Source organism: Acidobacterium capsulatum ATCC 51196 (genome assembly GCF_000022565.1).
Classification (GTDB): domain Bacteria; phylum Acidobacteriota; class Terriglobia; order Terriglobales; family Acidobacteriaceae; genus Acidobacterium; species Acidobacterium capsulatum.
In genome coordinates this window covers 1672593-1685418 of the sequence record NC_012483.1, presented here as the reverse complement: position 1 = coordinate 1685418, position 12826 = coordinate 1672593, and the positions used below count along the sequence as shown (strand labels likewise).

9 protein-coding genes are annotated in these 12826 nt (G+C 59.0%); 3 read left to right on the top strand and 6 right to left on the bottom strand.

Features of this window, described 5'->3' with window-relative positions:
• The first annotated feature begins 1 nt into the window (after position 1).
• Together ACP_RS06730 and ACP_RS06725 are read left to right on the top strand one after the other, a co-directional pair.
• A complete protein-coding gene (locus ACP_RS06730) occupies positions 2-3175 on the top strand; it encodes an efflux RND transporter permease subunit (RefSeq protein WP_015896540.1) in 3174 nt (1057 codons plus the stop codon).
• Positions 3172-4551 (top strand): TolC family protein, encoded by a 1380-nt coding sequence (locus tag ACP_RS06725; protein WP_015896539.1) that lies wholly within the window; start codon positions 3172-3174, stop codon positions 4549-4551. Before ACP_RS06730 ends, ACP_RS06725 begins: the two co-directional genes overlap by 4 nt.
• A 67-nt stretch (positions 4552-4618) precedes the next feature.
• On the opposite strand, the gene ACP_RS06720 is transcribed toward ACP_RS06725, so the two are convergent.
• The 3 genes from ACP_RS06720 to ACP_RS06710 form a co-directional block, all read right to left on the bottom strand.
• On the bottom strand, positions 4619-5524 hold the full coding sequence (locus ACP_RS06720) for a DMT family transporter (protein WP_015896538.1): 906 nt from the start codon (positions 5522-5524) through the stop codon (positions 4619-4621).
• 71 nt (positions 5525-5595) lie between these two features.
• Positions 5596-6999, bottom strand: coding sequence for a DHA2 family efflux MFS transporter permease subunit (locus ACP_RS06715; RefSeq protein WP_202944496.1), 1404 nt, complete (start codon positions 6997-6999; stop codon positions 5596-5598).
• Between the two features lie 25 nt (positions 7000-7024).
• Positions 7025-7594, bottom strand: coding sequence for an isochorismatase family protein (locus ACP_RS06710; protein WP_015896536.1), 570 nt, complete (start codon positions 7592-7594; stop codon positions 7025-7027).
• A 56-nt stretch (positions 7595-7650) separates the two neighbouring features.
• On the opposite strand from ACP_RS06710, the gene ACP_RS06705 reads away from it, so the two are divergent.
• Positions 7651-8274 (top strand): TetR/AcrR family transcriptional regulator, encoded by a 624-nt coding sequence (locus tag ACP_RS06705; protein ID WP_015896535.1) that lies wholly within the window; start codon positions 7651-7653, stop codon positions 8272-8274.
• Between the two features lie 3 nt (positions 8275-8277).
• Here the strand turns inward: ACP_RS06705 and ilvA are convergent, their stop codons facing one another.
• From ilvA to ACP_RS06690, 3 genes are all read right to left on the bottom strand, one after another.
• Positions 8278-9489: a threonine ammonia-lyase gene (ilvA, locus tag ACP_RS06700; protein WP_015896534.1), complete on the bottom strand. Its 1212-nt coding sequence runs from the start codon at positions 9487-9489 to the stop codon at positions 8278-8280.
• Positions 9490-9741: 252 nt separating this feature from the next.
• Complete coding sequence (locus ACP_RS06695; RefSeq protein WP_015896533.1) at positions 9742-10203, bottom strand: DUF1569 domain-containing protein; 462 nt, start codon at positions 10201-10203, stop codon at positions 9742-9744.
• A 118-nt stretch (positions 10204-10321) separates the two neighbouring features.
• Positions 10322-12679 (bottom strand): GH92 family glycosyl hydrolase, encoded by a 2358-nt coding sequence (locus ACP_RS06690; protein WP_015896532.1) that lies wholly within the window; start codon positions 12677-12679, stop codon positions 10322-10324.
• Positions 12680-12826 lie beyond the last annotated feature (147 nt).

Genomic DNA, 12826 nt, shown 5'->3' with positions numbered 1-12826 from the left:
CATGCCTAAGTTCGCTCTGAAGTATCCGTTTTTTGTGCTGATGATCTGTTTTATTTCGACACTCGTCGGAATCGTCAGCCTTCTCAGCATGCCCGTGGATCTCTTTCCGAAGATCAACATCCCGGTTGTCGTCGTTGCGACGTTCTACTCCGGCATGCCTCCCCAGCAGATTGAAGGTGACATTACTGACACCTTCGAGCGCTTCTTTACCTACGCTTCTAACGTAGACCACATCGAATCGCGCTCCATGACGGGCGTCAGCATCATCAAGGTCTACTTCCGGCCCGGTACAGACCCCAACTCGGCGCTCAGCAGTATCTCCAACCTCGCCATGGCTGACTTGCGCCGTCTGCCTCCTGGCACGCTGCCTCCTGTTGTGCTCGGCATGGATGCATCGGACCAGCCCGTCTGCCTCGTCACTCTCAAGGGCAAGGGCCTCAACGAAACACAGTTGAAGGACATCGCACAGTTCAACGTGCGCGATCAGTTGGCCAGCGTGCAGGGCGCTTCTATTCCCGATCCCTACGGTGGTACCTACCGGCAGATTCAGGTTTACGTGAATCCGCTCAAGCTCGAAGCGCACAACCTGTCACTGATGGATGTCGTACACGCCGTCAACAACTCCAACCTGATTCTGCCTGCGGGCGATGTACAGATCGGCACCAAAGACTACAACGTCTACGCAAACGCCCAGTTCCCCTCGCCTAAATCCATCAACTCACTCCCTCTCAAAAGCGTAGGGAATGGCTCCGTCCTGGTGGCAGATGTCGGCAAGGCGGAAGATTCCGGCGCAATTCAGACGAATATCGTGCGCATTGATGGTCAGCGTTCCGTCTACCTGCCCATCTTCAAGCAGGGCGGCGACAGCAACACCATCACCATCGTCAACGGCATCCGTAAAACGGTGAAGAGCCTCGTCGATATTCCCCAGACGCTCAAGACCTCTGTGGTCTTCGATCAGTCTGCGTTTGTGAAGTCGGCCATTGTGCAATTGCTGCGTGAGGGCGGCATCGGTCTGCTGCTGACGGGCCTGATGATTCTGCTCTTCCTCGGCAATGCGCGCGCCACCATCGCCGTCATGCTCTCGGTGCCTCTCTCCGTCATCTTGTGTCTGCTGTTCACTGACATCATGGGCGGCTCCATCAACACCATGTTGCTCGGCGGTCTTGCGCTTGCACTGTCTCGACTCATTGACAACGGCGTGGTGGTACTCGAAAACATCTTCCGCTACATGGAAATGGGCGAGCCCCCGCGCATCGCCGCGGAGGTGGGCGGAACAGAAGTTTCTCTGGCCGTGCTGGCTGCGACCGTTACCACTTCCATCGTCTTCTTCCCGGTGGCTTCGCTCACCGGCGTGAGCAAATACATCTTCACGCCGCTCGCGCTGGGCGTGGTCATCTCCATGTTCGCGTCGTATGTCTTCGCCATGACAGTGGTGCCGCTCTTCTGCGCCACTTTCATTCAGCTTGACCACCACCCTCATGGCAATGAGGAGCAGGCAGAGGCGCACAGACGGAAGCGGTCTATCTTCCGGCGCATCGTCGACACTTTCAACGACTACTTCCAGAAGCTTCAGGACTGGTACGAAGGTCTCGCCAAGCGCACTATGCAGCGCCCCGGACTCACCACCATCGTGATTCTCGCGGGCGTCATTCTCTCCATTGCGGTCACGCTTCCATTCCTGGGGCAGGCTTACTTCCCTCGCACCGACGCCGGCCAGTTCATCATCAATGTGAAAATGCCCAACGGCACGCGTGTGGAAGACAGCAACAACTACATCGCCAAAGTCGAGAAGATCATCCGCCAGCAGATTCCAAAACGCGATCTCGGCATGATCGTCTCCAACATCGGCATCACCCACGGTCCATCGACCATCTATTCCAGCAACTCATCCATGGACACGGCCTTTGTCCAGGTCAGTCTTAAAGAAGGGCATACTCTCAGCAGCTTTGCTTACATGGATCGTGTGCGCAAAGCCTTGGGCCAGCAGATGCCTGAGTTGACTACTTACTTCCAGGGCGGCGGCCTCGTCGATGCTGTCATCAATCAGGGCTTGCCTGCTCCCATCGTGATTCAGGTCAAGTCCAACAACATGCAGGGCGCTTATGCCCTCGCGCAAAAGCTGGCGGCAAAAATCCGCAAGATGCCGAACGTAGCCAGCGCCTATATTCCGCAGAATCTCGACTACCCGGGCATTCAGTTGAATATCGACCGCGAAAAGGCCAGCCTCATCGGCCTCACCACCAAGCAGGTGATGGATAACGTCATCACCGCGCTCACCTCCGATGGGCAGGTGGCTCCCAGCTACTGGATCGACCCCAAAACCGGTAACAACTACATGCTGACCGTTCAGTACTACCCGCAGATGATTGAACACATGAGCATGCAGCAGTTTGAAAACATTCCTCTGCGTGCGGCCAAGAGCAATCAGTACACGCCTCTGCAATCCGTGGCTTCGGTCAACATCATCAACACACCCACCGAGGTGGACCATTACCAGCTTCGGCGAGTGATTGATATTTACGTGGCCACTAAAACTGAGGCGCTCGGCAAGATCGGCAATCGCATCCAGAATCTGCTCAAGAACACTAAGACCGGCAAAAACACGCGTCTCAACGTGATCGGTGCGGTCGTCTATATGAAGGATGCATTCTTTCACTTCGGCGTGGGACTGGTTCTGGCCGTCATTCTGGTCTACCTGGTGCTCATGGCGCAGTTCGCATCCTTTGTTGATCCGTTCATCATTCTCATGGCCATTCCGCCCGGTCTCGCCGGCGTGGTCATCACACTGGTACTCACCGGCAGCACATTGAATCTGATGTCGCTGATGGGCACCATCATGATGACCGGCATCGTGGTGTCGAACAGTATTCTCATTGTCGACTTCGCGAACATCCTGCACCGGCAAGGCCTGCCGCTGCTCGAAGCCGCGGTGCAGTCCTGCAAGATGCGTCTGCGCCCCATTCTCATGACCTCACTGGCTACGCTGCTCGGCATGATTCCGATGGCGCTGGGTATTGAGGCCGGCAGCGAACAGTATGCTCCGCTGGCGCGTGCCATCATCGGTGGACTCGCAGTTTCCGTGGTCGTCACCATGTTTGTGGTGCCGGCCGTGTACCTGCTCATTCACGCACGCGAAGAAGGGAAGCAGATGAAAGGCGAGGTGAACGCATGAGCAAACACGCCTGGATCGTAACGGCCACTCTGCTGGCCACGTCTCTCTCGGCGGTCGCGCAGTCAGGCAATGCTTCGGCATTGCCTGCCGCGCCGGCCATGCACCTGACCCTGCAGATGAACAATGCGGCCGGCGTCTCCAGTGGACAGAACCCTCCGCTGACCCGCCAGCAGGCCGAGCAGATGGCGCTCCGCAACAACCCCCGCATCAGCGCAAGCAAACTGCTCGCGATGGCGCAACAGCAGGGGGTGCGCGAGGCTCGCGCGGCTTATCTGCCTGATCTCACCGGTGCTGTCACCGCAGTCAGGGCCGATAACGGAAGCCGTATCTCGGCCAGTTCCTTGACCGCATCACGTCTCATGACCCACGCCGGGGCCGGTGGCGAGCTATCGCAGCTCATCACTGATTTCGGACACACGCGCAACCTCATCCTCACCCAGAAGCTGGAAGCGCAGGCCGCCAACGCCAACGCTCTGGCCACTAAAGAGGAGATTGTGCTCTACACCGATCAGGCGTTTTATAGCGCCCTCACGGCGCAGGCCATTCTCCATGTGGCACAGCAAACCGTGAAGACGCGGCAAATCACTGAGACGCAGGTCAATCAGCTCACAGCGCATAAATTGCGCTCCACACTTGACCTGAGCTTCGCGCAGGTCAATCTGTCAGAGGCAAAGCTGATGGAGCTTGACGCGGAAAACAACGCCGATGCTTCCATGGCTCAGCTCGATGCCATCCTCGGTCTCGATCACAATGTCGCATACCAGCTCGTCGAAGATCACACGACGGCTCCGGCTCCTCCGGTCGATCTGGATAGCCTGGTGCAGCAGGCCATTCAGCAGCGGCCTGATCTGATGGCGATGAATTACGGGACCCGCTCCGAGCAGAAGTACGCACATGCGGAGCGCGATCAGTTGCTGCCGACCATCTCCGCCATGGGGACGGTCGGTGCAACACCGGTACGAGTCGATCGCTATTACACCAGCAATTGGTGGGGAGCCGTCGGGGTCAACATGAACGTCCCCATCTTCAACGGCTTCCTCTACAACGCACAGGCCAAAGCCGCGCGCGAGCGGGCAGAGGCGGATGCCGAGTACACGCGCGACCTCAAAGACAAGATCGTCCGCGACGTCAATACTTCCTGGCTGCGCGTCAACACCGCCTACCAGCGGCTTACCGTAACAACGCAACTCGTGCAGGAAGCCGACATGGGCCTCAAGCTGGCGCAGACTCGCTACAATCTTGGCCTTAGCTCCATCGTTGAGCTAAGCCAGGCGCAATTGCAACAGACACGAGCACAAATTGAAGCCACCAACGCCCGTTACGAATACCGGCTGGCGCTGGCGACACTCCGCTACCAGACGGGGCAGCTTCCTTAGGCCTCTACTCGCTTCTTCCAGGGCGGCCGCAAATTCCCGAGCGCGTCTCAGGGATTTGCGGCCCTTTTTAATTGCCTTCGGTCAACGGCGTGACATCGCCTGCGCTCACAGCAATATAGAGGCCCGAGCCAAGAATCAGCGCTGCCCCCGCCAGCACATAAAAGCCCGGTGTGTTGCGCCATATCAGGTATGAGAGCAGCATTCCGGTAAGCAGTTGCGTGTAGTGGTACTGCGAAACATTCGCAGCCGACGTATGCTTCACCGCGACGTAAAAACACGAAGTCCCCAGCGCGCAAAACAGCCCCATCGCAAACAGGCCGCCCGTCAACGGCAGAGTGAGCGGTGCGGCATGCACGGTGAGCATCATGCCCAGTCCCACGGCGGCTGTCACCAGTCCTGAAAAGAACGCGAGGCTCTCCGGCGTCTCCGTGCGGGTCAACACGCGCGACCACACCATGTTGGTCGAGAAACACGCCACGCACACCAGGCACGCGCCCAGCCCCACCCAGTCTGCCTCGTTAGCCGCGCTCCATGGATGCACGGCCACAATCACCCCGCCGAATCCCGCCACAATCGCCAGCGCTTTTTTCCATGGCAGGCCCTCACGCAAAAATATCGCTGAGAGCAGCGCAATCACCATCGGCGCCATGAAGACCAGAATGTAGAAGAGCGTCAGCGTCAGATGTCGCAGCGCAATCACCACGCATACGTTGTTGCCCATGTCCAGGCAGGCGCGCGCAATCTGTTTATCGAGCCGGTGCGGCTTCAGACGGCCAATCTGGCCGCGCATGGCGGCATACAGTCCCAGAAAGGCCGCCATGATGAGGCCCAGAAACGCGACCATCTCATAGGCGGGCAGCTTCGATTGGCCCACCAGCTTGATCGAGGTGTCCGCCAGCACCCAAAACGTGAAGCCGGCAACCGCAAAGCCGATTGCGCCAAGCTCCGTAACCTTCCATGCCTGCCTCTGCATCCTTTCTTCAAACTACAGGATGCAAAGCCCGCCGCATCATTCTCTGTGCGAAATTCCGCCCCGTCTCGTCTTCAAGCAGCCGCGGCCGTCTTCTTTGATTCTTCCGCTTCTTCCATATCGCGCGGCAGCCTCAGCGTCGCCAGCCACAGCAGGAGCTGCAATCCGCACAGCAGTGCAAAGCTCTCCGGAAATGCTCCCGGCCGTCCCGCTCCTATCTGCGCGCCACCCAGCCGCCATCCTAAAAAGCCCGCGCAAAGGGTTGTCAGCGTCGGGCCGCCCAGCCTCTGCACAATGTTCATCGAAGTCGTCGCCATCGGCAGCTCCGCCCTGGGAACCGAAGCATAAGCGGCAGACATGGAAGGAATGCCCACCGCGCTCGTTCCCATTCCACGCAGAAAAAGCACCATGCCCACCAGCCACGGATTCAGTCTTTCGATGCTCAGATAAATCAGCATCAACGTGCTCACGAGCGCCAGCATCGCGCCTCGCGAAGATGTGCCCCGAATACCATACCGTTGCGTGAGTCTCCCCACCAGGGGAGAGGTAATCATCATGCCCATCCCCATCGGAGCCATCAACCATCCGGTCATGCTCGGGGACTCTCCCGCACCGCGCATCAGGTACACCGGCACCAGCATCTGTACGGCAAACAGCAATCCGTTCCCAGTAAATTGCGTGATCGCCGCGGTCGCAAAGACGCGTCTGCGAAAGAGCTTCAGGTCCAGCAGCGCGCGTTCGCCATCCCGCCGTGCCTTGTAGAAAAAGCCCGCTAGCAGAGCCAACGACAGGCCAAATGCTGCAAGGCCCGCGTGCTCATTCAGATGTTCCATGCCATAGAGCAACAGCACAAGCGCCGGAGAAAGCAGCAGCAATCCGCCAATGTCCAGCTTGCGGCTGCTTCTCTCCTCGTGCCCGTCGCGCGGAAGAAACAGGATCGCCAGCACAATCCCAAGTACGCCAATCGGCACATTGATCAAAAACAGCCAATGCCAGGTTGCATACTGCAAAACTGTGCCAGCCAATACTGGCCCCGCGACAGGACCCAACAGTACCGGCACAATGGCATAGCCGGCCACACGGGCCATCTGTTTTCCGGCCGCCTTCGCAATCATGAGTTGTGCCATCGGCGCCATCAATCCGCCGCTCATGCCCTGCAGAATGCGAAAGCCGATCAGCGAATTGGCCGACCAGCTCATCGCGCACAGCGCCGAAGAAAGCGTGAAGCCCGTAAAGCAGAGCAGATATACCCGCTTCGCTCCAAGCCGCTCCACCAGCCACCCATTCAGCGGAAGTGTCAGCGCCAGCGCCAGCAGGTATCCGCTCGTCACCCATTGAATCCACTGCAGACTCGCATGCAGATCCGCCGCCAGTTGCGAGAGCGACACATTCACCACCGTCGCATCCATCTGCGCCAGCAACGTACCGCAAACTGTGACCGCTACGATCTTCCAGATGCCGGGCGGTAGTTTCTCCATGCCAGTCCCAGCGGCTCTATCCATCTCAGGCAAGAGCCGCCACCACTTCATCGGTCGTGCGAACCCGCGCCAGCCTCCCAAAAACTTTCTCCATCGAGTAGCGATGTTCCTCTTCGCTCAGTGCCGAGCAGGCGTCCGCCGGCACTACAAACGCAAAGCCCAGCCCCGTGCCCTGGCGCAGCGTGGATTCGACGCCAACATTTGTGGCGACCCCGGTCAAAATCACCGTCTCCACTCCCCACGCGCGTAGTTCCTGCTCTAGTGTCGTTCCTGCAAATGCACCCCAATGCCGTTTGGTGATCACTATGTCCGCGGGTTGCGCTCCGGCCGCGGGCGCAATTTGCGACAACTCCTCCGGCATATCCTTTCCGCCAAATCGCGAGGGCTCATCCACGGGCAAGGAGAGAAAGTCATTCAGATTCACTCGAACCCAGACCACCAGGCCACCCTGCGCACGCAAAGCGTCTGCAATCCGGCGCGTACGCGCCGCCACATCCACGACCGCATGAGGCGCCCCCGGAACTGCCATCAGGGCGTTCTGCAGATCAATGGCCACGAGCGCGGTTTTCTTCGCGTCAAGAACAATATTTTGCATATACGGAAAGCTCCCGGTTAAAAGTGAGGATACCCTCGAATTTCTAAATATAGAATATGAGGGTGCCCTCAATATCGTCAAATTCCATCCGGGTAGCTCCGCAGCAGGAACGTTCCGCGCGCCGTCTCGCCGCCTTTCTTGAAGCGGCCGAGGCTCTTTTTGCCGAGCACGGCTTTGAGGCGGCCACCATGCAGGCCATCGCGGACCGCAGCGCCTCCTCGATTGGGGCGCTCTACAACTACTTTCCTGACAAGCAGGCCATCGCCGTCACGCTGCTCCGCAAATACTCTGAGGAGTTGCGCTCTCGCATCCGTGCCCTCATGGATCGAGCGGAGACCCTCTCCACGCGCGACTTCGCGGTAGAGTTCATTGATTGCATTATCCAGTTTGCCCGCGACTATCCCGCGTGGCTCAATCTGCTCACCGCGCCGGTCCGCTTCCGGCGGGATGCTGCGGCGCGCCGCGCCTTGCGGCTCTATCTTGCCCAGGCTTTCGAGCGTAAAAATCCAGCTTTGAGTTCCGAACGCGCCATGCTCGTAGCAAATGTATCCGTACAGATTGCAAAAGGCATGATGGCCGTCTATACCGACTCCGAGCCAAAGATGCGCGAAGCCGTCATCGCCGAATTCCGCAGCGTTCTCGCGGCTTATCTTGAGCAGGTGCTGGCCGAGCGTTCCTGATTCTCAGTCAATTCGTTCATGCCGGTATCCTGCCTGCCGCAGCCATTGCCGGATCTCCTCAATGTGCTCGCCTCCGCGCGTCTCCAGCGTAATGTCGATCACCGTGTCGCCCAGGCTCACGCCATAGTGCGCACGGTCATGCGCTGTCTGCACGATGTTGGCACGCGCTTCGGCCAATATCCGTGTGAGCTGATGCAGCGCGCCGGGCTGGTCCGTCAAATGAATGCGCAGCCGCGTCCGCCGTCCATCCTTCACCAGTCCCCGCTCAATGATGCGCGCCAGCAGGCTCACATCAATATTCCCGCCACACACCAGCGCGGCCGTGCGCTCTGATCGCAAAGAAGTCTTCTGCTGCAGCAGCGCCGCCAATGCCACGGCCCCCGCGCCTTCGGCCAGCGTCTTCTCGCGCTCCAGCAACACCAGAATGGATTGTGCAATCTCCTCTTCATCCACCGTTACCATCTCGTCCACATAGCGCTGCACCAGCGGCAGTGTTCGCTCGCCGGCGCGACGCACCGCAATGCCGTCCGCGATGGTCGCCTCGGCGGCAATGGCCACGGGACTACCATTCTCAGCCGCGCGCAGCATCGACGGCAGCCGCTCCGTCTGCACTCCCACCACGCGAATCTTCGGATTCGACTCCTTGATTGCGCAGGCCACTCCGCCAATCAATCCGCCGCCGCCAATCGGAACCACCACGGCCTCCAGCCGCTCAATCTGCTCCAGCAGTTCGAGCCCGATCGTGCCCTGGCCCTCAATCACCGCGTCGTCGTCAAACGGATGCAGAAAGGTCATTCCATCCTGCGCAGCGAGTCTCAGCGCTTCATCACAGGCCTCGTCATAGTTCGCGCCATGCAGCACCACCTCCGCGCCGTAGGCCGCGGTCGCGGCTGTCTTCACCAGCGGAGTCATCAGCGGCATCACAATGCGCGCGCGAATGCCATGCACCGTTGCGTGATAGGCCACGGCCTGCGCATGATTGCCGGCGCTGGCCGCAATCACGCCCCGCGATTTCTCCTCCGCCGTCAGCGTCAAAATCTTATTGAGTGCGCCGCGCTCTTTGAAGGCACCCGTGCGCTGCAGGTTATCAAGCTTCAGAAACAGCGGATGCCCCGTCATGCGCGACAGCGCTTCGGAGTGCGGCGCAGGCGAAAAATAGATGCTGCTTCTGATGCGCTGCCGCGCCTGTTCAATGCCTTGCAGTGTCACGCTCATGCCTTGTCTTCCTCTTTCTGCCTGCAAAAAAGCAAAACCACCAGACTCAGGGAGCCGGTGGTCGGGTGTCTCGAACGGATTCGCCAGCCGCCTGCTCCTAGTGAGGAGGAATGATCATAATGGCCGAAATAATTCGGATGTCCGTGGCCGGAATGATCATGGAGCGACGCATGCGGTTGAATTGATCAAATCAGACTGCGCAGCTTACGTCAACAGTCTCTTCCGCAACATCTCCCGGTAGTTTCAGGGTTGTCACACCCCAAATTGCCGCAGGTGATGGTCAAGGTGCTTGTGCATCAACTTCGCCCATTCCTGCGGGGTCATTTCTCCAAAAAAGCTATGCGGCTTTCTCGTGCATCCGCTCGCTCCCCCTGCAACAAAACTGTCAATCAGTGTCAGCAGCCTTTGCTGTTCGTCCACAAAATTCGGCTCGGTCTCGACAATCAGACTCTTGGCTGTAGGCGAATTCCTGCGCATCGGCTCGCCGTCCCGAAGCGCTAACGGCTTCACCAGCCGTCCCATCAGGCGCGCAGCAAAAGGCAGTCTCTCCGGCACTACCTCGCCAACCGCCCACTGCATGCTGGTACAGCAGTGCGTCAGCATCTGTGCAACGGACATCCTGCCCCAGTGGCGCTCGCTCTCAGGCGTCAGGCGGTCGATCCGTGTCTTGATCTGCCCGGCGACCGCAGCATCCAACAGATTTTCTGCGCTCATCCCACCCCCACTATCGGCAGAAACAGCCCGACAGCAATCTAAAGCTATGCTGGCGCCCATGTAAAGCAAAAGAGGCCCGCCATTCCGGCGAGCCTCTTCGACTGCAACTGCTCTCTAGCTACTGCTGTTGTTCGCTCAATGAGGGCGGAGCATCCCCAGCCGCCGCGCCCCACTGCTGATTCGGGCTCGATCCCAGAGTGAACTGCATCGTGCCGCCCCGGCTGATGTCGCCAAAGTCGATCCAGTTCTTTGCATGCGCTTTGCCATCGACCTTAACGCTCTGAATGTACGCGTTGCTCTCCGGCTCTGGGCCCGCTTCAATGGTGAACTCCTTGCCTTTGTACGGCGCATGCAGGTGAATCACCGTCTTCTGAAAGACCGGGCTCACCAGCTCATAGGCGCGGCTCGCCGGGTCCACCGAATAGAAGCCCATCATGCTCATCACTGCCCATGAAGACATCTCGCCCGCATCGTCGTTGCCCGGCACGCCATCTGGAGTATCCGGATAGTTCTCATTCAGCACGCGGCGCACCACCTTCTGTGTCATCCACGGCTCCCCTGAGAAGTTGAACTCAAACGGCGCTTCCAGATCAGTTTCGTTGTAGGGGTTGTAGTACTGCGGATACCATCCCGGCTTCTTGTAATCAAAGAACTGCGTCAGCCTCTGGTTAAAGGTGTCGCGGCCCATCGCCTGCACCACCCACGCCAGGTCTGCCGGAGCAAACCACTGGTAGTGCCAGCCCGATCCCTCAATAAAACCATCGCTCTTCTTCGGATCAAAATTCTTGATCCACTGCCCGTCTGCATTGCGCGGATGGAACATCTTGTCCTGCGGATCAAAGGCATTCCGGTAGTAGAGCGCGCGCTCATACAGCGTGTGAGCCGCGTCCTGCTTGCCCAGGTCCTTCGCCAGGTCATACAGCGAGGCCCATGCAATCGCGTCTTCCTGCAGTTGCGACACCGAGCCGTAGCCCACCTTGTCGTTGGGCACGTAATGCAGCGTATTGATCCACTTCATGCCCACTTCGCCTTGATAAGAGCTGCCCGGCGGCGGAGCCTGCATTGCGTCCTTATACATGCCTTCCCAGCCAGCCTTCATGTCAAAGCCATGCAGGCCGTCCAGCCACGCCGTCGCCAGCACCACCGTCAGCGGACTCCCCGCCATGATGTTCGTGTACTGGTTAATCTGTGGCCAGCGTCCAATCCATCCGCCCTGCTGGTACATCAGCACAACCGACTGCGCAATATCTTCCATGCGCTTCGGTTCAATCAACGCCACCAGCGGCATCTCGCTGCGATAAATATCCCAGCCCGAGTAGTTGTCGTAGATGTTGTGCCCCGAGGCCACGTGATGAATCTGGCCATCAAAGCCCAGATAGCGCCCATCGGCATCGTTGAAGATGCTCGGAATCAGCAGGCTGTGATACAGCGCCGTATAGAAAACCGTCCGCTGCTTGGCCGTGCCGCCCGTTACGTCAATCACGCCGAGCGCCCTATTCCACGCTGCCGTTTCCTCCTGACGAATCTGCGCAAAGCTCTTACCCGCGGCCTCAGCCTTCAGGTTGCCTTCGGCGCCCTTCAGGTCCACATACGAAATGCCAATCTTCGCCGTCACGGTTTGCGCGTCGCTGCTTTGCGGCCAGGAGACATAAGCGCCCACCTGCTTGTCATTGCCAGGCTGCGTGGCCTCGCGGCTGCCCGCCGTCAACGCAGCCGGTGCGCCATCGCGATACCCGCTCCATGTGCCATACTTCGCAAACGGATGGCTGAACTCCATCACAAAATAAACCTTGTACGGCCGGTTGCTGCCGCAGAAGGTCTCATTCGTCACATAGCCTTCCACGCGGTTGTTGCCTGCTATTTTTATTTGCGCGCCAATCGCATTGTTCAGCGTATGGCTGATCGGAATCAGCAGATTCGCCTGTTTGCCCGCCGGGAAGGTCAGCTTCACTTCGCCCGTGCGATCGGTCGCTGTCAGCGCTGCCTCAATGCCCCAGCGCAGCAGTTGCACCTGATAGTAGCCCGGGCTTGCGCTCTCCTGCTGGTGTGAATAATTCGAAGCATCACCCTCAAGATCCACCGGACCCGTTGTCGGCGTGAAGAACACCTCGCCTTCATTGGAGCATCCCACGCCGCTCATGTGCGTCATGCTGAAGCCGAGAATCTTGTGCTGATAGTAGTGATAGCCGAAGCCGCTGCTCTCCGTGTCCGGGCTCAGTTGCACCATGCCAAACGGCATGCTCGGCCCGGGGAACAGATTCTCGCTGTCGCCCGGCCCAGTGCCGGTGCCGATCATCGGATTCACCTCTGCCACCGGCCCGCTCGCGCTCTGGGCATTGGCGATCAGTGGACTGAACATGAGGCTCGCCGCCAGTGCCGCACCGGCTGCCGCGCGCCACTTCACCGGGGTTCTTACAGAAAGACAGACGCGGCCGCGCAGGCCACGCACAAACGAAAAATCTCTGATGCATTGCATAGGCATCTCCTGCAGAGATAAGTATTCCTGACTGTAATGGGGGAGGGGGAAGTTTTTGCGTTCCGGCCTCGTGCCGTTCTTTTGGCAAGGTAACGATACCACGAAGACAGCGATGCCTGCGGCCTCTTCTCGTCCGTGCTCGAGTCA